Here is a 21958-nt window from a genome sequence, read left to right as displayed (position 1 = left end):
GGATAGGCGGTTCATGGCGGCGGACAGTGGCCCCGGCACCGCCGAAGCCTTTTCAGCATAACCTAAACGCGAATGGTTCGCATCTAGACGCTGCCTCCGGTTCGGCGGATGCCGTGGGCCTGGGTGGCGTCCCGGATTTCGCCCACCAGCTGTTCGATGATGTCTTCCAGGAACAGGACACCGCGGGTATTGCCGTCCGGCCCCAGCACGCGCGCCAGGTGGGAACCGGTCCGCTGCATCACGGCCAGGGCATCCTCGATTTCGTCGTCCAGGCGCAGGTTGGCCAGGGTGCGGACCTTGTTCTCCGTGATGGGCCGCTCATAGGCCTCCAGCGGGATGGACATGACGTCCTTCAGGTGCATGTAGCCCGTGAGGTTCCCGGCAGCGTCCACCAGGACAAAGCGGGAGAAGCCGGTCCGGGCCACGGCCCGCTCGAACTCCGCCGGGGTGGAGTCCGTCCCCAGGCTCACGAGCTCGTCCAGGGGAACCATCACGGTCCCCGCGGTCTGGCCCGAAAATTCCAGCGCGCCGGAGATCAGGCCGGAATCGTCGTCCACGGTTCCGTGCTTGGTGGATTCCTCCACGATGGACTGCATTTCTTCCAGCGTGAACGTGGACGCCACCTCGTCCTTGGGGGTGATCCCCATCAGCCGCAGTGCATGGTTGGCGAGCCAGTTGAGGCTGGCAATGACCGGGCGGACGAGCCTGGAAATGAAGACCAGGGGCGGTGCCAGCAGCAGTACGGCACGGTCGGCGACGGACACCGAAATGTTCTTCGGCACCATTTCGCCGATGGTGACGTGCAGGAAAGTGACCAGCAGCAGCGCCACGAGGAACCCGGCGCCGTCGGCTGCTTCGGCCGGAAGGCCCACGGCCTCCAGCGGAACCGACAGCAGGTGGTGAATCGCCGGCTCGGCCACAGAGAGGATGAGCAGGGAGCAGACCGTGATGCCCAGCTGTGCGCAGGCAAGCATCAGGGACACATGCTCCATGGCCCACAGCGTGGTCTTCGCGCGCTTGGATCCCGCCTCGGCGTAGGGCTCGATCTGGCTGCGGCGCGCGGACATCACGGCAAACTCGCTGCCGACGAAGAACGCGTTGCCGAGCAGCAGGACAACCAGCCAGAAGATTCCCGCCACGTCACTCATCGGATGCCTTCCCTGCGTGCCGGGCGCTCCGCGGGCCGGTCGGCGCTGTCTTCGTCTTCAATATGTTCGGTTTGTCCGGCAGGGGCGCCTTCGTCGGCGGGAATGAAGCTGACACGGTCAATCCTGCGTCCCTCCATCCGCTCCACTTCCAGCACGCCGCCGGGCACGTCCACGCGGTCACCCGCTTCGGCAATCCGGCCCAGCTCGGCCATGATGTATCCGCCCACGGTTTCATAACCGGCTTCGTCGGGCATCCGGAGCAGCGGAACCAGTGCGGACACCTCGTCCGGGCGCATGATCCCCGGGAAGTACCAGGCACCCGAGGCGCTTTGCAGCACTCCGGGCTTGGCCTTGTCATGCTCGTCGGACACCTCGCCGACAATTTCCTCCACCAGGTCCTCGAGGGTGGCGACGCCGGCGGTTCCGCCGTATTCGTCCAGGACGACGGCGAGCTGCAGGTTCGCGTTGCGCAGCTCGGAGAGCAGCGAGTCCAGGTGGACCGTTTCCGGTACGCGGAGGATTTCGCTCATGATCGCCGCCGCCGGCAGTGTTGCCCGCCGGCTGCGCGGTACGGCCACGGCCTTCTTGACGTGGACCACGCCGCGGATGTCGTCGGGGGAATCGCCGAGGACCGGGAACCGGGAGTACCCGGTGCGCCGGGCCGCTTCGATGACGTCCGCCACGGGCTGCTCGGCGTCGATCGTTTCCAGGCGGATGCGCGGCGTCATGACGTCGGCGGCGGTCCGGCCGGCAAAGGAGAAGGTGCGGGACAGGAAGTCAGCCGTGCCCTTGTCCAGGGTGCCCATCTCGGCGGACCGCCGTGCCATGGAGGACAGCTCGGAGGGGGTGCGTGCTCCGCTGACCTCTTCCTTGGCCTCAAGTCCGAAGAGGTGGAGGATCTTGTTGGCGAAGCCGTTCAGCAGGAGCACTGCGGGCTTGAAGACCACGGTGAAGGCCAGCTGCGGCCTGGCCAGTGCCTTGCCGATACGGAACGGCATGGCGATGGACATGTTCTTGGGAATCAGTTCGCCCAGCAGCATGGAGAGGAAGGTGGCCAGGATCATCGCCACGGTCACCGACACCGAGGCCACCGCCACCGGCGGCAGGCCGAGCGCGGCGAGCGGGCTCTCCAGCAGCCGGCCCACGGACGGCTCCATGACAAAGCCGGTCAGCAGGGTGGTCAGCGTGATCCCCAGCTGACAGCTGGAGAGCTGCGTGGAGAGGGTGGTCAGGCAGCGCAGCAGGGGTTCCGCTGCCTTGTCGCCGTCGTCCACTGCACGGCGGACGGACGGCTGGTCCAGGGCCACCAGGGCGAACTCCACGGCAACGAAGAATCCGGTACCGAGAATCAGCAGCAGGCCGAACAGAAGGTAAAGCCACTCCATGTCAGCGCTCCCCTGTCCGGGGGGCCGGAAGATACTGCGTTAAGGAAGGGGGGAAGGCCCCTGCATGAATCCGTTCAGACGGAGGGTGGTCGGCTGAAGCCGGACTGGAAGGCTCCAATGAAGCGGCACCCGGGTGCCGGGCAGTGGATGTGCGGGCGTTGCCGGCCCGGGGCGCAGCGGCTGCGGCAACCGCAGTCCGTGACGCAGGCCGGCGCCTAGAGAAACTGTCCATAGAAAACCCAGTTTACAGGTTTGCTTCCGCCCCGCCACAGCTGCGCTTTTTACCCTTCCGGCGGCCGTGCCGGAGGACGGAATCCGTGCGGTACTTCATCTAAGGATGCGGGATTGGCCACATCTTCGCCTATGTCACTAGACTGGCATGAAGTCTCGGTCACTGCGCACCGGGCCGCACCAGTACTTGAGGCGGAAGCGCTCAGAACATGGTGCCATCACGGCGAACGGCAACTCATGGAAGAGGCGTATATCTAGTGCCAGACCAATCCAACCACCGCCTGCCGGAGGAATTCGGCGGCAACGAGTGGCTTGTCGATGAACTGTACGAGCAGTACCTGTCGAACAAGGACTCCGTTGACAAGAAGTGGTGGAGCATCTTCGAATCCTTCAAGGCTGAAGACTCCCAGTCCGGCAACGGTTCCACCGGGAAAGCTGCCGGCTCCCCCGACGGGCAGACGGCTACCCGCGAACTGCCGGTGGTGAAGGCGGAGCCCGCTGCACCGAAGACATCCGGTGAATCCCCCGCTGCAACGCAGCAGTCGGGCAAGCCGCCGGTAGCCAAGGAACCGGCCGCGTCCGGGGCCGCACCGAAGACCGACTCCAAGCCCGAGCCCAAGGCCCCGCCCATCCCTGCGCAGCTGCCCAAGACGCAGCCCAGCGGTGCCGTGGCTGAAGAGGACAAGGTCACGGTCCTCCGCGGGCCGGCCAAGGCCATCGCCACGAACATGGACCTTAGCCTGACCGTCCCCACGGCGACCACTGTGCGTGCGGTTCCGGCCAAGCTGCTGATCGACAACCGGATTGTCATCAACAGCCACCTGGAACGTGCCCGCGGCGGCAAGGTTTCCTTCACCCACCTGCTGGGTTACGCCATCATCCGTGCCGCAGCGCAGTTCCCTTCCATGAACGTGCACTACGACGAAGTGGACGGCAAGCCCGTGGCCGTCCAGCCCGCCCACGTAAACTTCGGCCTGGCCATCGACATGCCGAAGCCGGACGGCACACGCCTCCTGGTGGTTCCGAACATCAAGAAGGCCGAGACGCTGAACTTCTCGGAGTTCTGGCATGCCTACGAAGACCTGGTCAAGCGCGCCCGCGCCGGCAAGCTCGGCGCCGACGACTACCGCGGCACCACCATCTCCCTGACCAACCCCGGCGGCATCGGCACCGTGCACTCGGTGCCGCGCCTCTCGAAGGGCCAGGCTGCCATCATCGGCGCCGGTGCCCTTGAGTACCCGGCGGAGTTCCAGGGCGCGAACGAGAAGATCCTTGCCCGCAACGCGATCAGCAAGATCATCACCCTGACCTCCACCTATGACCACCGCGTCATCCAGGGTGCCGGCAGCGGCGAGTTCCTGCGCATCATCCACCAGCTGCTGCTGGGTGAGCAGAACTTCTACGACGAGATCTTCGAATCCCTGCGGATCCCGTACGAGCCGGTCCGCTGGAGCCCGGACATCCAAGTCAACCCGGATGAGCAGATCAACAAGGTTGCCCGCATCCAGCAGCTGATCCATGCCTACCGCGTCCGCGGCCACCTGATGGCGGACACGAACCCGCTGGAATATGTCCAGCGCCGGCATGCCGACCTGGACATCCTGAACCACGGCCTGACGCTGTGGGACCTGGACCGGGAGTGGCCGACTGGCGGCTTCGGCGGCCAGCCGATGCTCAAGCTGCGCAAGATCCTCGGGGTGCTGCGTGATGCGTACTGCCGGACCGCAGGCATCGAGTACATGCACATCCAGGATCCCGAGGAGCGCCTCTGGTTCCAGGACCGCCTGGAGACCAAGTACACCAAGCCCACCCGCGAAGAGCAGCTGCGCATCCTCAGCAAGCTCAACGCTGCCGAGGCTTTCGAGACGTTCCTCCAGACGAAGTTCGTTGGGCAGAAGCGCTTCTCCCTGGAGGGCGGCGAATCCCTGATTCCGCTGCTGGACGCCGTGATTTCCGGTGCCGCCGACGACGGCCTCGAGGAAGTCGGCATCGGCATGGCCCACCGCGGCCGCCTGAACGTCCTGACCAACATCGCCGGCAAGACCTACGCACAGGTCTTCCGCGAATTCGAAGGCACCCAGGACCCGCGCAGCGTGCAGGGCTCCGGCGACGTGAAGTACCACCTCGGCACCGAGGGAACCTTCACGTCGGACAACGGGAACAAGACCAAGGTCTACCTTGCCGCCAACCCGTCCCACCTCGAAGCCGGAGACTCCGTGCTCGAAGGCATTGTCCGGGCCAAGCAGGACCGCCTGGACAAGGGCGACGAATTCCCCGTGCTGCCGATCCTGGTGCACGGCGACGCAGCCTTCGCCGGCCAGGGCGTGGTGGCGGAAACGCTCAACCTCTCCCAGTTGCGCGGCTACCGCACCGGCGGCACCATCCATGTGGTGGTCAACAACCAGGTGGGCTTCACGACGTCCCCGACGTCCTCCCGTTCCTCGGTGTACTCCACCGACGTCGCGAAGATGGTCCAGGCGCCGATCTTCCACGTCAACGGCGACGACCCCGAAGCAGTGGTCCGCGTGGGCCAGCTGGCCTACGAATACCGCCAGCGCTTCCACAAGGACGTTGTCATCGACATGGTCTGCTACCGCCGCCGCGGCCACAACGAGGGCGACGATCCGTCGATGACCCAGCCGATGATGTACAGCCTGATCGAGGCCAAGCGTTCGGTCCGGAAGCTGTACACGGAGTCCCTGATCGGACGCGGCGACATCAGCCAGGACGAAGCCGAGCAGGCGATGCGCGACTACCAGGGCCGCCTGGAGCGGGTCTTCGCGGAAACGCACGCCGCCCAGACCTCGCCCATTCCGGTCATCACCAAGGACACGGAAGCAATTTCGGACCTTGAACGTCCTGCCGCACAGCAGGAAGGGACCACCATCATCAAGCCGGCCAGCACGGCGGTCTCCCCCGAGGTCCTGGCCCATATCGGCAAGGCGCACGTCGCCGTGCCGGAAGGCTTCACGGTCCACCCCAAGCTGAAGTCCCTGCTGGAGAAGCGCGAACAGATGTCCCGCGAGGGCAACATCGACTGGGGCTTCGCCGAAATCGCAGCCTTCGGCTCCCTGCTCATGGAAGGCGTCCCCGTACGCCTCGCCGGGCAGGACTCGCGCCGCGGCACCTTCACCCAGCGCCACGCGGTCTTCCACGACCGCGCGACCGGCGAAGAGTGGATGCCGCTGGCCGAACTGGACCCGGGCCAGGCGAAGCTGTGGATCTACGATTCCCTGCTTTCGGAATTCGCTGCCATGGGCTTCGAATACGGCTACTCGGTGGAACGCCCGGATGCACTGGTGCTGTGGGAAGCCCAGTTCGGCGACTTCGTCAACGGCGCCCAGACCATCATTGACGAGTTCATCTCTTCCGCCGAACAGAAGTGGGGCCAGCGTTCCTCCCTGGTGCTGATGCTGCCGCACGGCTACGAGGGCCAGGGACCGGACCACTCCTCCGCGCGGATCGAGCGGTTCCTGCAGATGTGCGCTGAGGACAACATGATTGTCGCCAACCCGACCACGGGTGCCTCGCACTTCCATCTGCTGCGCCGCCAGGCCTACAGCCGTCCGCGCAAGCCGCTGGTGGTCTTCACCCCCAAGCAGCTGCTCCGCCTGAAGGCAGCGGCTACCTCGGTGGAGGAGTTCACGCACGGCGAGTTCCAGCCGGTGATCGGCGAGCATGCCGAACTGGATGCGAACGCCGTCGACCGCGTACTGCTCGTCTCGGGGCGGCTCTACTACGATCTGCTGGCAAACCGGCAGAAGACCGGTGACGAGAAGACCGCGATCGTCCGCGTGGAGCAGCTGTACCCGCTCCCTGTCGAGGAGATCCGGGCAGCCGTGGCGAAGTACCCCAATGCGGATATCGTGTGGGCGCAGGATGAGCCGGCCAACCAGGGCCCGTGGCCCTTCATCGGCCTCAACCTGCCGCAGCACCTGGACCGCCGTCTGCGCCTGGTCTCCCGGCCCGCATCGGCATCCACCGCTACGGGCTCGGCCAAGCGCCACGCAGTGGAGCAGGACATTTTGGTGAAGAAGGCCTTCGAACGTCAGTAGGCTAGGTTTGGGGGTGGGGCGCTTCGGCGTCCCACCCCCGTTTTTTTTGATTCGAGAAGGTGACTAGTGGAACAACGCAGAATTCGGCTTGCCGCGGTAGGTGATGAGCTGCTGGCCGGACACGGGGATCCGCGCGCACTCGGCTGGCTCGGACGGGTCCTGGCCCGGACATCGCCCGAGAACGTCAATCTCCAGGCCTATAGCCTGGCAGCACCCAATGAGGGCACCGAGGCACTGGCCAACCGCTGGCTGCCCGAGGCGGGGCGGCGGTTCGAAGACGGGTGCGAGAACCGCCTGGTCATCGGCCTGTCGGACCGGGACCTCGACCTCGACCTCAGCACGGCCCGCAGCCGCCTGAACCTGGCCAATATTCTGGACGGCGCCGCGCAGATGAGCATCAAGGTTTTCGTCGTGGGCCCGCCTCCCGGGCTTGACCCGGAACGCAACCGCAGGCTCGCGGATCTTTCCGCAGCCTTCGGCGACGTCACCACGCGGCGCAAGCACATGTACGTGGATACCCTCAACCCGCTGCTGAACCACGAGCAGTGGCGCACCGACCTGGCCGCCAACGGCGGGACGCCGGGCCAGGCCGGCTACGGCCTCATGGCCTGGCTGGTGCTTCACCGCGGCTGGTACCAGTGGCTGGACCTGCCCGACATGAACTAGATCCCAGCGTCACAAACGGACGCGTGCAAACCCTCCCGGCACCTGCCGGGAGGGTTTTTTGCTTGTATCCGCGCTGATTTCCGCTGTGCGGGGGTAAAACCGCCATAACGATCGGTTAACAACGTGTAACTTGCATCACGGCGGAAACAATTTGTGGTTACTGTTTCTCCACATGTGGCGGTCATCACGGCCGCCGTGGGGGGCCATCTTTGGTGGTTCCTGACTCCTCATCACCAGTTAGGACTACAGATGCGTACTAAGCGCACGGCAGCTCTTGCCGCACTCTCCGTGGGGGCCCTGTTCCTGGGTGCCTGCGGCTCAGCCGGGGGCGGGACCGAAACCGAAGAGAGCTCGGAGCCAACTACCGAGAACATCGCTTCGACCCTCAACATTGCCATCAGCCAGGCACCCGACGCCTACAACTCCAGCACCGCCAACACCAACAGCACGTACAACAGCTACGTCGACAACCTGGTGCACAGCAACTTTGTCGAGTACAGCCCCGACGGCGTCATCCACGACGACGAGTTCGGCACCTTCGAAAAGACCAGTGACGATCCCCTGACCGTGCACTACGAAATCAACGAAGACGCCAAGTGGTCCGACGGCACCCCCATCGACTTCGACGACGTCCTGCTGAACTGGGCGGCATTCTCCGGCCAGGTCGGTCCCTCCCCGGAAGAGAACATCTTCCAGCCGTCCTCCACCAACGGTTTCTCGCAGACCAAGATGATCGAGGGCGAAGCCGGCGACAAAGAGTTCGACATCGTCTTCAACACCCCGTACGCAGACTGGGAAGCCATGATGATCGGCCCGATCATGCCGGCGCACATCGCGGCAGAGCAGGGCGGCATGAGCACCGACAACAACGGCGAAGAGCTCATCACGGCCATCCAGGACATGGACCTCGAAGCCCTGACACCCATGGCCGAGTTCTGGAACACCGGGTGGAACTACGAAGCGGATCTCACCACCCTGCCGGACGAGGCACTGATCCCGTCCTCCGGCCCGTACATGCTGGACAATGCCACCGACGGCACCCTGACCCTCAAGCGCAACGAGAACTACTGGGGCGAAGAGCGCAAGGGCAAGACCGAAACCATCGTCTTCAAGACCATCGCGGACACCGAAGCCGTACAGGCCCTGGAAAACGGCGAGGTCGACATCATCGAGCCCGCCAGCCCCACCGTGGACACGAAGACCGCCATCGAAAACATCGGCGATTCCGTCGAGATGCTCACCGGCCCCGAACTGACCTTCAGCCACATTGACCTGGACCAGTCGGAGAACGGCGTGTTCAAGGACCTGGCCGTCCGGCAGGCCTTCGCCAAGTGCGTACCTCGCGCCGACATTGTCGAGAAGTTCGCCAAGCCCATCAATGAAAGCACCACGGTGGACAACCTGCGCGAATACCAGCCGGGCCAGGAGGAATACGAAGAAGTCCTCGAAGGTGCACCGTCTGCCAGCGAATACGACGAGGTGGACATCGAGGGCGCCAAGAAGCTCCTCGCCGATGCCGGCAAGACCGAACCTGTCTCGGTCCGCCTGATGTACTCCGCCACCAGCCAGGTGCGCGCCGACATCACCACCCTGATCGACAATTCCTGCACCGAGGCGGGCTTCGACATCATTCCCAGCCCGGACGCCGACTGGAGTGCCAAGCTCGCTGAGCCCGGAGCCTGGGATGCCGCCCTGTTCGCCTGGGCCGGTTCCGGCCTGGCTGCCAGCGGCCAGTCCATCTACGTCTCGGACGGAGAGCAGAACTACGGCAAGTTCAACAACGCCGAGGTCGACAAGCTCTGGGAGCAGATTGCCAGCTCCACCGATGCCGATGAGGTGAAGGAACTGAAGACCCAGGTGGAGGAAATCCTCGCCGCCGAGGTCTACAACGTGGTCCTCTTCGCGAACTCCGGCGTGGTTGCGCATTCGGCCCAGCTTGACGGCGTGGAGCTGAATCCGAGCCAGAACGGCATCACCTGGAACGCCTACAAGTGGACGAAGCAGGCCTAGCCGCAGCACCACGCTAGCCGCGGCATAAGCGGGGATGGGCAGACATCGGGTCTGCCCATCCCTCTGCTTATGTCCGCGGTGTTCTTCAGTCCCATCCCAAGGAGCCCCACGGTGTTCTACTTCATTCTCAAAAGAGCGGTAAGCTCGTTCTTCATCCTTCTGGCCGCCACCGCACTCATGTTTATCCTGGCCGTCAATTCCGGTGATCCCCTCCACGACCTGGCCGAACTGCGTAACGAGGACCGGGAAACCCGCATCGCGGCCCGCACCGAAGCAATGCACCTGGATGAGCCGATCCACATCCGCTACCTGCTGTGGCTCCAGGAAATCGGCCGGTGCATCATCCCCGGCGGGGCACAGTGCACGCTGGGCCTGGACCGGGTCGGCAACCCCGTCGTCGACCAGCTCCAATCCGCGGTCGGTTCCACTTTCCGCCTGGTGGTCGTAGCAACGGTGCTGGCGATCATCCTTGGCGTCCTCGTCGGCGTCGTCACCGCACTGCGGCAGTACAGCGTGTTCGACTACTCGATCACCTTCGTCGCCTTCCTCCTCTTTTCCATGCCGCTGTTCTGGCTCTCCACCCTGCTCAAGCAGTACCTGGCCATCAGCCTCAACACCTGGCTGGGGAACCCCACCATGTCCTATCTGGGCATCGTGCTCCTGGGACTGGTAGCCGGGCTGGTCTGGATGGTCATCATCGGCGGAGACCGCCGCCGCCGGATCCAGGTCTTCGCGATCGCAGCCGTGGCTACTTCGGTCACGATGCTGCTCCTGCTGCTCGGCAACTGGTTCACCACGCCCGGCTTCGGTGCCGTCGGGATCCTGGTCAGTGCCTTCGCCATTGCCCTCGGGGCCACGGCGCTCTTCGCCGGGTTCCGCCGCCGGCGGATTGTCTATGCTGCGCTAGCCACCGCGGCCGCCGGTTTCGTCGGCTACCTGGCGACCACCGGCCTGATGCAGGATCCAAACTGGCTGACCATCGCCGCCCTGGCGCTGGTCACCGTAGCCGTATCGGCAGCCATCGGGCACTTTGTAGGCGGGCCCTACGCCAGGCAGACCCGCCGGCTGACCGCCGTCGTCGGCCTGCTGATCGGGTTCATCATCTTCCTGGACGCCCTGCTGCACGCCTACCCGTCGCTCTCCCGCAAGACCGGGGGCAGGCCGATCCCCACGACCGGCTCATCCACCCCCAACCTCGAGGGAACCTTCTGGGAAGTGAACCTGGACTACGCGCTGTACCTGGTGCTGCCCACCGTAGCGATCATGTTGATTTCCTTCGCCACCTACACCCGCTACACCCGGGCCAGCCAGCTCGACGTGATGACCCAGGACTACATCCGGACCGCCCGGGCCAAGGGCCTGAGCGAGCGGACCGTCGTGGTCAAGCATGCCTTCCGCAACGCCATGATCCCGATCACCACCCTCATGGCCTTCGACTTCGCCGGCGTGCTCGGCGGAGCCGTGGTCACCGAGTCGGTCTTCGGATGGAACGGCATGGGCAAAATGTTCACCGACGGGCTCGACAACGTGGACCCCAACGTCATCATGGCGTTCTTCCTCGTGACGGGTGTTGCAGCAGTGACCTTCAACATGCTGGCGGATATCGCTTATGCGTTCCTCGACCCGCGTATCAGCCTGAACTGATTGGTAGAGCAATGACAGAAAACAAGATTCCCGCCAACGGGCCAAAGGAAAGCAGCCCCGAGCTGGCGGCCGTGACGCTGGAGAGCCAGCGGAGCGTCACGGCGGACTCCCCCGCCACGCGGGCCGTCATCCAGGATCCCAAGATCACGGAAGCCAAGAGCCAGTCCCAACTGGTCCGGGAACGCTTCCTGCGGCACAAGGGCGCCATGGGCGGAGTGATCGCCCTGGTGTTCATCGTGCTCCTCGCGTTCACCTCGATCGGCATCACGGTCGGACCGCTGCACATTCCCGGCTGGTGGAAGCACACCTTCTCCGACGTGCAGGAAACCATCGACGGCGGCAGGCCCACGCTGTCCTGGACGGGGCTGGGCGACCACCCCTTCGGCCAGGACGCCCTCGGCCGCGACTACTTTGCCATGACCATGCGCGGCGCGCAGATCTCGCTGATCATCGCCTTCATTGTCGGCATTGTCGGCACCGTCATCGGCACCGTCGTCGGGGCACTGGCGGGCTACTACCGGGGCCGGGTCGAAGCCGTCCTGATGCGCTTCACCGACGTCATCATCACCATCCCGCTGCTGGTGGTTGCGGCCGTGCTGTCCACGGTGGTTGCCAAGTCCGGCATCGTGGTGTTCGCGATCTTCCTGGGGATGCTCACCTGGACCGGGCTCGCCCGGATTGTCCGCGGCGAGTTCCTTTCCCTGCGCGAAAAGGAATTCGTCGAGGCAGCCAAGTCCGTCGGGGCAAGCTCGGCCCGAATCATCTTCAAGCACATCCTGCCCAACACGGTGGGCGTCATCATCGTGTCGGCCACCCTGGCTATTTCCGGGGCGATCCTGCTCGAAACCGCCCTGGGCTTCCTGGGCCTGGGCGTACGCGACCCGGACACTTCCCTGGGCAAGCTGATTAACGAGAACCGGTCCGCGATGACCGTGCGCCCCTGGGTCTTCCTCTGGCCGGGCGTGTTCATCGTGGCCATTGCCCTCGCCGTGAACTTCATCGGCGACGGGCTCCGGGACGCTTTCGATCCCCGACAGACAAGGAACAAGCAATGACCTCCACACCGGTATACAGCGACACACCGGAGGCGGGGAACGGTACCCCCATCCTTGAGGTGACCGGGCTCGGCGTCGACTTCAACGTCGACAATGAATGGGTCATGGCGGCCGAGGACGTCAACTACCGGGTGTATCCCGGGGAGATCCTGGCGATTGTGGGGGAATCCGGCTCGGGCAAGAGCATGTCCTCCATGGCCCTGCTCGGCCTGCTGCCCGGCAACGGGCGCTCCAGCGGCAGCGCCAAGCTGCTGGGCAAGGAGCTCATCGGCGCCTCCCAGTCGTCCCTGCGGAAGGTCCGCGGCAATGACATCGCGATGATCTTCCAGGAACCCATGACGGCACTGAATCCGGTACTCACGGTGGGCGAACAGGTCAAGGAAATCATCGAGCAGCACACCGATGCCTCCCCCGCCCAGGCGAAGGAACGGGCCATCGAGCTGCTGCGCATGGTGGAGATCCCCGATCCGGAAACCCGCTACGACAACTACCCGCACCAGTTCTCCGGCGGCCAGCGCCAGCGGGCCATGATCGCCATTGCCATCGCCAATGACCCGATCCTGCTGATTGCCGACGAACCGACCACCGCCCTGGACGTCACTGTCCAGGCGGAGGTGCTGGAGCTGCTGCGCAAACTCAACAAGCGCCTCAACAGTGCCATCCTGCTCATTACCCACGACATGGGTGTGGTGGCCGACCTGGCCGACAACGTGATCGTGATGCAGAACGGCCGGATCGTGGAAGCCGCCGCCGTGCCCGACCTGTTCGGCGCCCCGCAGCAGGACTACACAAAATCCCTGCTCGACGCCGTCCCGCACCTTGGTTCCAAGGTCGGCGGGGTGCTCGCCGCCGTCGAGGTCGAAGACGACGGTTCGCTGCAGATCACCGACGCACCGCGCGCCGTGATGCTGGCCTCCGAGGAAGTCGCCGAGCCTACCTCATCGCAGACACCGGCCCTGCAGCTGGAGAATGTAGCCATCGAGTATCCGGGAAGGTTCCGCCAGCCGGCCTTCCGCGCCGTCTCCGATGTCTCCTTCACCATCATGCCGGGCGAAGTGATGGGCCTGGTCGGGGAATCCGGCTCGGGCAAATCCACCATCGGCCGCGCCGTGACGGGCCTGTTGCCGGTAGCCGAGGGTAGCGTCCGGATCAACGGAACCGACATTGCCGGCCTCTCCCCGAAAAAGATGCGGCCGCTGCGGCGGAAGTTCGCCATCGTGTTCCAGGACCCGGCAGCCTCGCTCAACCCCCGCATGTCCATCGGCGAAAGCATCGGCGAACCGCTGTTCCTCCATGAGAAGCTCGCCAAGGCCGAACTCGACAAGCGGGTGGAGAACCTGCTCGACGATGTCCAGCTGCCCAGGAGTTTCCGCAACCGGTATCCGCACGAGCTCTCCGGCGGCCAGCGCCAACGCGTGGGCATCGCGCGGGCCCTGTCGCTGCGCCCGTCCCTGCTCGTGGCGGATGAGCCGACGTCGGCACTGGACGTGTCCGTCCAGGCCCGCGTCCTGGCACTGCTGCAGGACCTGCAGCAGGAATACGGCTTTGCCTGCCTGTTCGTCAGCCACGACCTGGCCGTAGTGGAAATCCTCGCGAGCCACATCGCGGTGCTGAACAAGGGCCGGATGGTGGAACAGGGCTCCACCGAACAGGTCCTGAAATACCCGCAGGATCCGTACACCCGCCGCCTGCTGGCCGCGGCCCCGGTACCGGACCCGGCGGAGCAGGCCTACCGCCGCGAGCAGCGCAACGCACTGCTCGCAGCCGGCAGTACGGAATAACAGCGCCCACCGCTGCGGCGGCGCCGGCGGCGGAAGTCCAGCTTCCCCGCGGCGCCGCCGCAGCTGTTTAAGCCCCCGCAGTATGCGATGGGAACGGTTGCCGCGGCCGCCCGCACGCCGCGCAGACGGTCCGGAATTCAGGTGGGGTATGTTGGGGTGGACGAAAGTGTCACGGCTCACATTTAGCCGAAGGCGCTTCGGCATTCCACGGTGCAAAGGAGCATTCCATTATGGTTCGGGAGCTATCCCATTACGTCGGCGGACAGCAGCTGCAAGGCGCCTCCGGACGCTTCGGCGATGTCTATGATCCCTGCACGGGCGAGGTCCAGGCGAAGGTGCCGCTGGCCAGCGCTGAGGAAGTCCGCAACGTGGTGTCCAATGCGGAAAAGGGGCAGGCGGAATGGGCGGCCATGAACCCGCAGCGGCGGGGCCGGATCCTGCTTCGGTTTGTGGACCTGGTGAACCAGAACCTGACCGAACTGGCCACGCTGTTGTCTTCCGAACACGGCAAGACCCTCGCCGACGCGAAGGGCGACATCCAGCGGGGCATAGAGGTCGTGGAATTCGCTGCCGGTGCCCCGCATCTGCTCAAGGGTGAATTCTCGGACAACGCAGGCGCGGGCATCGACGTCCATTCCCTGCGCCAGCCGCTCGGCGTCGTCGCGGGGATCACGCCGTTCAACTTTCCCGCCATGATTCCCCTGTGGAAAGCCGGCCCCGCACTCGCGGCCGGCAACTCCTTCGTCCTCAAGCCCTCGGAGCGGGACCCCTCCGTCCCCCTGCGGCTTGCCGAACTCTTCACCGAGGCAGGCCTTCCTGCCGGCGTCTTCAACGTGGTCAACGGCGACAAGGAAGCAGTGGATGCCCTGCTGGAGGACCCGCGGGTGCAGGCCGTCGGCTTTGTCGGCTCCACGCCGATTGCGCAGTACATCTATGCCACTGCCGCGGCGCACGGAAAACGCGCCCAGTGTTTCGGCGGCGCGAAAAACCACATGGTGATCATGCCCGACGCCGACCTGGACATGGCAGCCGATGCCCTGATCGGTGCCGGCTTCGGCTCCGCCGGCGAACGCTGCATGGCGATCTCCGTGGCCGTGCCGGTCGGCAAGGCCACCGGCGATGCGCTCGTGGCCAAGCTGGAAGAGCGGATCGCAGATTTGAAAGTGGGCCACAGCCTCGCCGGGGACTCTGACTTCGGACCGGTCGTCGCGGCGTCCGCAAAGGAACGGATCGAAGGCTATATTCAGGCCGGAGTGGACCAAGGCGCCACCCTGCGCTCGGACGGGCGCGGACTGACGGTTGAGGGCTACGAGGGCGGCTTCTGGGTCGGGCCCACCCTGTTCGACAACGTCACCAAGGACATGACGATCTACAAGGAAGAAATCTTCGGCCCCGTGCTCAGCGTCCTCCGGGCGGAGGACTACGACGAGGCACTGCGCCTGTGCAGCGAGCACGAGTTCGGCAACGGGGTGGCGATCTTCACCAGGGACGGCGACTCCGCCCGGGATTTCGCCAGCCGGGTCCAGGTCGGCATGGTGGGCATCAACGTCCCGATTCCGGTCCCCATCGCCTACTACACCTTCGGCGGCTGGAAGGCCTCCGGTTTCGGCGACCTCAATCAGCACGGCGCCGATGCGTTCCGCTTCTACACCAAGACCAAGACGGTCACCACCCGCTGGCCATCGGGCATCCGCACCGGTGCCAGCTTCGTCATGCCGGAAGGCAGCTGATGCCGACGACGGGCCAGCAGGCCCCTGCCACCGAGGAGATCCTGTTCGAACGCCGCGGCCGGCTCGGAGTGGTCACGTTGAACCGTCCGCGGGCGGTTAATGCGCTGACTGCCGGGATGGCTTCGGCCATGCTGGAGCAGCTCAGGCTCTGGGCGGACGACGACGCCGTGGCGGCCGTGCTGGTGCGCGGCTCCGGCGACCGCGGGCTGTGCGCCGGCGGCGATATCGTGGCCATCTACCGTGACATGCTCGACGGCGGCAACGCTTCGGCAGCCTTCTGGGCGGACGAATACACGCTCAACTCGCTCATTTCGGCCTACCCCAAGCCCTATGTGGCCTTCATGGACGGCCTGGTGCTCGGGGGCGGAGTGGGAATCTCCGCACACGGCTCCGTCCGGATTGTCACGGAACGCACCCGGCTGGGCATGCCCGAGACCACCATCGGCTTCGTACCCGACGTCGGCGGAACCCTGCTGCTTTCCCGCGCCCCCGGAGAGACCGGCACGCATGCAGCCCTCACCGGCGCCCACCTCAGCGGCGCCGACGCCCTGTTCCTGGGGTTCGCGGATCACTTCATTCCTTCCGCGAACCTGCCCGACCTCGCCCGGGCCCTGGAAAACGAGCCCGCGGACGCCGCCGTCGCGCGTTTCGCGGAGGAGGCCCCGCCGTCGGGACTCGCCGGACAGGAATGGATTGACGCCTGCTATGCGGGCAACGATGCGGAAGAGATCGTGCGCCGGCTGCGGGACAACACCGGTGAGGAGCAGGCAGCCAAGGCTGCCGAGGCGATTGCGGCCAAATCCCCGACCGCCGTGAAAGTGGCGCTCGAATCCCTGCGCCGGGTGAAGGGACTGAGCCTGGAGAAAGCCCTCGAGCAGGAGTACCGGGTGGGACTGCGGTTCCTTGCAGGCTCCGATTTCCGGGAGGGCATCCGTGCCCAGGTGGTGGATAAGGACTATTCCCCGCGCTGGCAGCCCGCCACCCTGGCGGAGGTGGGCGACGACGACGTCGCCTCCTATTTCGCACCGCTGGGCGACCGTGAACTGATTCTTTCCAAGGAGGACAACAATGCCTGAGCCCACATCCACTACGCCGGTCGCCTTCCTCGGACTGGGCCACATGGGCGGGCCGATGGCCGTCCGTCTCGTGAACGCCGGATACCCGGTGACCGGCTTCGACGTGGTGCCCGCCGCCCTCGAAACAGCCCGGGACAACGGCATCACCACTGCCGGCACTGCCGCGGACGCGGTGGCCGGTGCCGGGGTGGTCCTCACCATGCTGCCCAGCGGCAAGCACCTGCTGGACGCCTACGGCGGTACCGGAGGCGAGCCGGGACTGCTCGAGGCCGCCGCGCCCGGCACCCTTTTCCTGGACTGCTCCACGATCAACGTGGAGGAGGCCCGCGAGGCGGCGGACCTCGCGGTTGCTGCCGGGCACAGGGCCGTGGACGCGCCGGTTTCCGGAGGCGTCGTGGGCGCCGAGGCAGGCACGCTGACGTTCATGGTGGGCGCGTTGCCGGAGGACTTCGCAGCGGTTACGCCGATGCTCGAGGTGATGGGCCGGCGCGTTGTGCACTGCGGGGGCCAGGGCGCAGGGCAGGCCGCCAAGATCTGCAACAACATGATTCTTGGAATCTCGATGATCGCGGTCAGCGAAGCCTTTGTGCTGGGCGAAAAGCTGGGCCTGACCCACCAGGCCCTGTTCGACGTCGCCTCCGCGGCCTCCGGCCAGTGCTGGGCACTGACCACCAACTGCCCCGTCCCGGGTCCGGTGCCCGCCAGCCCCGCCAACCGGGACTACCAGCCGGGCTTCGCCGGGGCCCTGATGGCCAAGGACCTCAAGCTGGCCCTCAACGCCCTCGAAAGCACCGGCGTCGCCGCGCAGTTGGGACCGCTCGCGTCCGCCATCTACGATGACTTTGCTGCTGAAGGCGGCGCGGGCCGGGACTTCTCCGGCATCATCACCGATATCCGGGACAAGTCCGCGCACTAGGGTCTTTGCGCACTACACGATTCTGAATCCGCAACTGAGGGGCCAGGCATGACGGAGCAGTACACCAGCATTCTCGTAGAGCAGCGCGGACGGGTGGGGCTCGTTACGCTCAACCGGCCCGAGGCGCTGAACGCGCTCAATAAGGCCACCATGGACGAACTGGTGCACGCCGTGTCCGCCATGGACGCCGACCCAGAGGTCGGGGCGGTGGTGATCACCGGCTCCGGCAAGGCCTTCGCTGCCGGTGCGGACATCAAGGAGATGCAGTCCAAGGGCTACATGGACATGTATGCCGCGGACTGGTTCCGCGGCTGGGAAGACTTCACGCGCCTGCGTATCCCGGTGATCGCCGCCGTGTCCGGGTTCGCTTTGGGCGGCGGCTGCGAGCTGGCAATGATGTGCGACTTCATCATCGCCGGAGACAACGCGGCATTCGGCCAGCCGGAAATCAATCTCGGAGTCCTCCCCGGCATGGGCGGTTCCCAGCGGCTCACCCGCGCCGTCGGCAAGGCCAAGGCGATGGATATGATCCTGACCGGGCGCCGGATGGACGCCGCGGAAGCCGAACGTGCCGGCCTGGTTTCCCGCGTGGTGCCGGCTGCGGATGTGGTGGAGGAAGCCGTGAAAGCCGCCGAGGTCATTGCCTCCAAGTCCAAGCCGGTGGCCCTGATAGCCAAGGAAGCCGTCAACGCGGCTTTCGAGACCGGGCTGGCCCAGGGAGTGCTCTTCGAACGGCGCGTTTTCCACTCGCTGTTCGCCACCGAGGACCAGAAGGAAGGCATGGCTGCCTTCGTCGAGAAGCGCAAGCCGGACTTCACCCACCGCTGAAACGGGACCTCATCCGCTGAAGTCGCCGGCGTTCCTGCGGAACCTGCCGAGGATCCGGATCAGCTGATCCACGTCCTGCTCTTCGAATCCGGAGTGCGCGAACACCGCCGAGTTCAATGCCAAGGTCGCCTGCTTGGCCAGCGTCCGTCCCTGAGGCGTCAGTTCGATCAAGGTGGTGCGTCCGTCCGTGGGATGCGGCGTGCGGAGTACCAGGCCCGCATGCTGCAGGCGGTCGACGGCGTTCGTCACCGAGGTGGGGTGTACCTGCAGAAGCGCGCTGGCCTTGTTCATGGGCAGCGCCCCGCTGCGGGCAAAGCTGAGGAGGGTGAGGAGTTCGTACCGGGAAAAGGTCAGGCCGAACGGCTTCAGTACCTCCTCGATCCTGGCCAGCAGAATCTGCTGGGTACGCATGATCGCCGTGACTGCGGCCATCGGTGCGGCGGCATCGGACCAGCCGTGCCGTTCCCAATTCGACCGTGCGTCCGCGATGGGATCACGCGGCAGCGGCGTTGCCACGGCACCCCCGGCTTCCCGTTCTGGCTGTCATAGGCCAAGCCTAGCTTTTCCGCGCTGCTTCCGCCCGGGCCGCGGGCGGCGCAATGGTGACCTCCGTCACGCTGCAATATAGTAGGACGTCCAAGGGTTTAGCAGAGCCGGTCCACTGTCGTTCCGGGTCATGACGAAGGGATGTTTGCCCGTGCCGACACAAGGACCTGCCACCGGACGGAACCTGGAAATCCCGCCCTTCCCCGACGTTGATCCCCTGTACATCGTTGACCTTCTCCCGCCGGATGAGCGCTCCCGCTACCGGGAGGTAAGGGCCTTCCTCCAGTCCCGGATCCGGGTGGCGTCGATCGACTACTGGAACCGGGAGGAATTCCCCGTGGCCCTGGTGGCCGAGCTGGGCAAATACGGCCTCGGAGCACTGCAGACGGACGGGACGTCAAAGCTGTTCAAGGGACTCATGTACGCGGAGGTGGCGCGGGCCGATGTTTCCCTTTCCGCACTGGTGGGAATCCACAATGAGCTGATTGTCGGCATGATCCACCAGCTCGGCTCCGAGGAACAGAAGGCCCGCTGGCTGCCGGGACTCACCGCTCTGACCAGCATCGGGGCCTTCGCCCTGACCGAGCCGGACCACGGATCGGACATAGCCGGAGGACTGTCCACCACGGCACGCCGTGAGGGGGACGAATGGGTGATCGACGGCGCCAAGCGCTGGATCGGCGCCGGCACCATTGCCGACTTTGCCCTGGTCTGGGCGAGGGACGTCGCGGACCAGCAGATAAAGTGCTTCATCGTCGAAACGGACCGGCCGGGGTACACGGCCGCGAAGATCGGGAACAAGATCGGGCTGCGGATCATGCAGAACGCGGACATTGCCCTCGACGGCGTCCGCATCCCGGCAGCCAACCTGCTGCCCGGCGCCACCGACTTTTCCAAGGCCAATGAGCTGCTGCGCGATTCGCGCGCCTGGGTGGGCTGGCAGGCCGCCGGCATCCAGCTGGCCGCATTCGACATCGCACGCGCCTACGCGTTAAATCGGAAACAGTTCGGCAGGGAGCTTGCCCGGTTCCAGCTGATCCAGCAGCAGCTGGCCGAAATCCTGGGCAACGCCTCCGTCTCGCTCTCGCTGATGGTACAGCTGGCTCGGATCCAGGAAGACGGCCGGCTGGAAATGGTCCAGGCGGCGATGGCCAAGTCCACCACCACCCGTCTGGCGCGGGCATCGGTGGCCATGGGACGGTCCCTGCTGGGGGGTAACGGAATCAGCACGGACTATGAAATGGGCAAACTCTTCGGAGATGCCGAAATCCTTTATACCTACGAGGGCAGTTACGAAATCAATTCACTGATCGTGGCCCGGGCCGTCACCGGGAAATCGGCGTTCGTCTAGGCGGCCGGAAAAGTCCGGCCCGGCCGGACCGCCAGCACCGGCGTCGGGCCGGGGCACGCGTTAGGCGTGCACGTAAGGCATGTGGGACACTGGAGGGCAGAACTTTTCGAATCAAAGGAGGCAGCTATGAGCAAGCGTGCACGCAAGCGTCGTGACCGTAAGCGCGGCGGCGCTAACCACGGTAAGCGTCCCAACACCTAAGCAGAGCTTTGGTAGCCGCGTGACCAGTTGGTCAGGCAAAAGAACCCCCGGAACCGATTGGTGCCGGGGGTTCTTTTACGTCTGCGGCTGCGCACAGGACCTCTTGCCTAGTGGTCCGCCGTCTGGATCTGGCTGATACGCGTCAGGATGCTGGCCTTCAACGTCTCAGGCGCCGCCTCCGTGCAGGAGCGTTTCACGACGGAACGGATCACGCACTCCAGGTCATGTTCCTGGGCGCACTCGGGGCAGCCGTCGAGGTGCTCCTTGATTTCCACGAGGTCATCGTGGGACAGGGCGCCGTCCAGGTATTCATACAGCCGTTCGATGCGGGCGTCGTCGCAATCGCCCAGGCTCTGGCAATCGCTCATAGCTCATTCCCCTGTTTCTTGGTTGATGCGCCGGCGGCTTCGGCTGCGGACATTTTGCCCTTGATACCGCGTTCATGTGCGTACTCCGCCAGGAGCTCGCGGAGCATCTTGCGTCCGCGGTGCAGCCGGGACATCACGGTGCCGATCGGCGTGTTCATGATTTCTGAAATTTCCTTGTAGGCGAAGCCCTCCACATCGGAGAAGTACACGGCAAGCCGGAACTCCTCAGGAATGGACTGCAGGGCGTCTTTCACATCGGAATCCGGCAGGTGGTCCAGCGCTACTGCCTCCGCCGAGCGGAGCCCGGTGGAGCTGTGCTCGGCCGCGCGGGCCAGCTGCCAGTCCTCAACACCATCGGAGTTGGCCTGCAGGGGTTCCCGCTGCCGCTTGCGGTAAAGGTTGATGTAGGTGTTGGTCAGGATGCGGTAGAGCCAGGCCTTAAGGTTGGTTCCCGGCCGGTACTGGTGAAAAGCGGAAAACGCCTTGGTGTAGGCCTCCTGGACCAAGTCCTCCGCATCCGAGGGATTGCGCGCCATGCGCATGGCCGCCGAATAGAGCTGGTCCACATACTGCATGGCGTCCTGCTCGAAGCGAAGCTTGCGTGCCTCGTCCGATTCGGTGGCAACGTCGAGCTCGAAGTTTTCCACGTGGGGGCTGCCTTCCGGCGCATCAGTTCTCATCACCTCCCAGTCTACGGTGCGGGACGGAACCCGGACGCTTAGCTTCGGCCCGGGGACGGTCCGCGCTGCGGTCAGCGTGGCGGCTGGCACGATGCTTTTCTCCTGCCTGTAGACAAAGCACATCCTGATACTGGTGCCAACCACGGCGCCCGGCCCGCTATTCCCGCCGCTCCTCCGGGCTGGCCGCAGCGCGCCAAACGGCACGTGTTCCGGAGTCCGCGGAATGCCAGACTAAGGTGGAAGCAGCACCACATGTCGTTTTTGTACGCGTAACTGATGGATTTCCC

17 protein-coding genes are annotated in these 21958 nt (G+C 65.2%); 12 read left to right on the top strand and 5 right to left on the bottom strand.

Going from position 1 to position 21958, the window contains the following annotated elements:
• Positions 1 to 83: 83 nt before the first annotated feature.
• Both AC5RT8_RS13870 and AC5RT8_RS13865 read right to left on the bottom strand, forming a co-directional pair.
• Positions 84 to 1148 (bottom strand): hemolysin family protein, encoded by a 1065-nt coding sequence (locus AC5RT8_RS13870; protein WP_494096279.1) that lies wholly within the window; start codon positions 1146 to 1148, stop codon positions 84 to 86.
• Complete coding sequence (locus AC5RT8_RS13865; RefSeq protein WP_494096278.1) at positions 1145 to 2533, bottom strand: hemolysin family protein; 1389 nt, start codon at positions 2531 to 2533, stop codon at positions 1145 to 1147. Before AC5RT8_RS13865 ends, AC5RT8_RS13870 begins: the two co-directional genes overlap by 4 nt.
• 488 nt (positions 2534 to 3021) lie before the next feature.
• Here AC5RT8_RS13865 and AC5RT8_RS13860 point away from each other — a divergent pair, with 488 nt between their 5' ends.
• The 10 genes from AC5RT8_RS13860 to AC5RT8_RS13815 all read left to right on the top strand — a co-directional run bounded on the left by AC5RT8_RS13860 (position 3022) and on the right by AC5RT8_RS13815 (position 18525).
• Entirely contained in the window at positions 3022 to 6819 is a 3798-nt protein-coding gene (locus AC5RT8_RS13860; RefSeq protein WP_494096277.1) for a multifunctional oxoglutarate decarboxylase/oxoglutarate dehydrogenase thiamine pyrophosphate-binding subunit/dihydrolipoyllysine-residue succinyltransferase subunit, read from the top strand.
• Positions 6820 to 6885: 66 nt separating this feature from the next.
• Positions 6886 to 7485 (top strand): GDSL-type esterase/lipase family protein, encoded by a 600-nt coding sequence (locus tag AC5RT8_RS13855; RefSeq protein ID WP_494096276.1) that lies wholly within the window; start codon positions 6886 to 6888, stop codon positions 7483 to 7485.
• Positions 7486 to 7734: 249 nt separating this feature from the next.
• Positions 7735 to 9495 (top strand): ABC transporter family substrate-binding protein, encoded by a 1761-nt coding sequence (locus AC5RT8_RS13850; RefSeq protein WP_494096275.1) that lies wholly within the window; start codon positions 7735 to 7737, stop codon positions 9493 to 9495.
• 111 nt (positions 9496 to 9606) lie between these two features.
• Entirely contained in the window at positions 9607 to 11139 is a 1533-nt protein-coding gene (locus tag AC5RT8_RS13845; protein ID WP_494096274.1) for an ABC transporter permease, read from the top strand.
• An 11-nt stretch (positions 11140 to 11150) separates the two neighbouring features.
• Positions 11151 to 12194, top strand: a complete 1044-nt coding sequence (locus AC5RT8_RS13840; RefSeq protein ID WP_494096273.1) for an ABC transporter permease — start codon at positions 11151 to 11153, stop codon at positions 12192 to 12194.
• Positions 12191 to 13975: an ABC transporter ATP-binding protein gene (locus AC5RT8_RS13835; protein WP_494096272.1), complete on the top strand. Its 1785-nt coding sequence runs from the start codon at positions 12191 to 12193 to the stop codon at positions 13973 to 13975. The genes AC5RT8_RS13840 and AC5RT8_RS13835 overlap by 4 nt, the downstream gene beginning before the upstream one ends.
• 230 nt (positions 13976 to 14205) lie before the next feature.
• Positions 14206 to 15705 carry a CoA-acylating methylmalonate-semialdehyde dehydrogenase gene (locus tag AC5RT8_RS13830; RefSeq protein ID WP_494096271.1) on the top strand — a complete coding sequence of 500 codons (1500 nt, stop codon included), beginning with the start codon at positions 14206 to 14208 and terminating at the stop codon, positions 15703 to 15705.
• Positions 15705 to 16781, top strand: coding sequence for an enoyl-CoA hydratase/isomerase family protein (locus tag AC5RT8_RS13825; protein ID WP_494096270.1), 1077 nt, complete (start codon positions 15705 to 15707; stop codon positions 16779 to 16781). Before AC5RT8_RS13830 ends, AC5RT8_RS13825 begins: the two co-directional genes overlap by 1 nt.
• Positions 16774 to 17697 carry a 3-hydroxyisobutyrate dehydrogenase gene (gene mmsB / locus AC5RT8_RS13820; protein WP_494096269.1) on the top strand — a complete coding sequence of 308 codons (924 nt, stop codon included), beginning with the start codon at positions 16774 to 16776 and terminating at the stop codon, positions 17695 to 17697. Before AC5RT8_RS13825 ends, mmsB begins: the two co-directional genes overlap by 8 nt.
• A 48-nt stretch (positions 17698 to 17745) precedes the next feature.
• Positions 17746 to 18525, top strand: a complete 780-nt coding sequence (locus tag AC5RT8_RS13815; protein WP_494096268.1) for an enoyl-CoA hydratase — start codon at positions 17746 to 17748, stop codon at positions 18523 to 18525.
• Between the two features lie 9 nt (positions 18526 to 18534).
• Here AC5RT8_RS13815 and AC5RT8_RS13810 read toward each other — a convergent pair whose 3' ends face one another.
• Positions 18535 to 19041: a MarR family winged helix-turn-helix transcriptional regulator gene (locus AC5RT8_RS13810; protein ID WP_494096267.1), complete on the bottom strand. Its 507-nt coding sequence runs from the start codon at positions 19039 to 19041 to the stop codon at positions 18535 to 18537.
• A 160-nt stretch (positions 19042 to 19201) separates the two neighbouring features.
• Between AC5RT8_RS13810 and AC5RT8_RS13805 the strand changes: the two genes are divergently transcribed.
• Positions 19202 to 20422, top strand: coding sequence for an acyl-CoA dehydrogenase family protein (locus AC5RT8_RS13805; protein WP_494096266.1), 1221 nt, complete (start codon positions 19202 to 19204; stop codon positions 20420 to 20422).
• Between the two features lie 126 nt (positions 20423 to 20548).
• Positions 20549 to 20623, top strand: a complete 75-nt coding sequence (locus tag AC5RT8_RS13800) for a 50S ribosomal protein bL37 (RefSeq protein ID WP_369299106.1) — start codon at positions 20549 to 20551, stop codon at positions 20621 to 20623.
• 107 nt (positions 20624 to 20730) lie between these two features.
• Here AC5RT8_RS13800 and rsrA read toward each other — a convergent pair whose 3' ends face one another.
• Positions 20731 to 20991 carry a mycothiol system anti-sigma-R factor gene (gene rsrA / locus AC5RT8_RS13795; protein WP_255790082.1) on the bottom strand — a complete coding sequence of 87 codons (261 nt, stop codon included), beginning with the start codon at positions 20989 to 20991 and terminating at the stop codon, positions 20731 to 20733.
• Positions 20988 to 21671, bottom strand: coding sequence for a sigma-70 family RNA polymerase sigma factor (locus AC5RT8_RS13790; RefSeq protein ID WP_494096265.1), 684 nt, complete (start codon positions 21669 to 21671; stop codon positions 20988 to 20990). The genes rsrA and AC5RT8_RS13790 overlap by 4 nt, the downstream gene beginning before the upstream one ends.
• Positions 21672 to 21958 lie beyond the last annotated feature (287 nt).

The organism is Arthrobacter sp. Ms25 (assembly GCF_059090365.1).
This window is presented reverse-complemented; position numbering and strand designations above follow the sequence as displayed.

Excerpts from the sequence above, each read along its gene's own strand:
- AC5RT8_RS13835 (WP_494096272.1), top strand. The coding sequence starts at position 12,191 with ATGACCTCCACACCGGTATACAGCGACACACCGGAGGCGGGGAACGGT.
- AC5RT8_RS13825 (WP_494096270.1), top strand. The coding sequence starts at position 15,705 with ATGCCGACGACGGGCCAGCAGGCCCCTGCCACCGAGGAGATCCTGTTC.
- AC5RT8_RS13790 (WP_494096265.1), bottom strand. The coding sequence starts at position 21,671 with ATGAGAACTGATGCGCCGGAAGGCAGCCCCCACGTGGAAAACTTCGAG.
- AC5RT8_RS13830 (WP_494096271.1), top strand. The coding sequence starts at position 14,206 with ATGGTTCGGGAGCTATCCCATTACGTCGGCGGACAGCAGCTGCAAGGC.
- AC5RT8_RS13870 (WP_494096279.1), bottom strand. The coding sequence starts at position 1,148 with ATGAGTGACGTGGCGGGAATCTTCTGGCTGGTTGTCCTGCTGCTCGGC.
- AC5RT8_RS13865 (WP_494096278.1), bottom strand. The coding sequence starts at position 2,533 with ATGGAGTGGCTTTACCTTCTGTTCGGCCTGCTGCTGATTCTCGGTACC.
- AC5RT8_RS13840 (WP_494096273.1), top strand. The coding sequence starts at position 11,151 with ATGACAGAAAACAAGATTCCCGCCAACGGGCCAAAGGAAAGCAGCCCC.
- rsrA (WP_255790082.1), bottom strand. The coding sequence starts at position 20,991 with ATGAGCGATTGCCAGAGCCTGGGCGATTGCGACGACGCCCGCATCGAA.
- AC5RT8_RS13815 (WP_494096268.1), top strand. The coding sequence starts at position 17,746 with ATGACGGAGCAGTACACCAGCATTCTCGTAGAGCAGCGCGGACGGGTG.
- AC5RT8_RS13850 (WP_494096275.1), top strand. The coding sequence starts at position 7,735 with ATGCGTACTAAGCGCACGGCAGCTCTTGCCGCACTCTCCGTGGGGGCC.
- mmsB (WP_494096269.1), top strand. The coding sequence starts at position 16,774 with ATGCCTGAGCCCACATCCACTACGCCGGTCGCCTTCCTCGGACTGGGC.
- AC5RT8_RS13805 (WP_494096266.1), top strand. The coding sequence starts at position 19,202 with ATGACGAAGGGATGTTTGCCCGTGCCGACACAAGGACCTGCCACCGGA.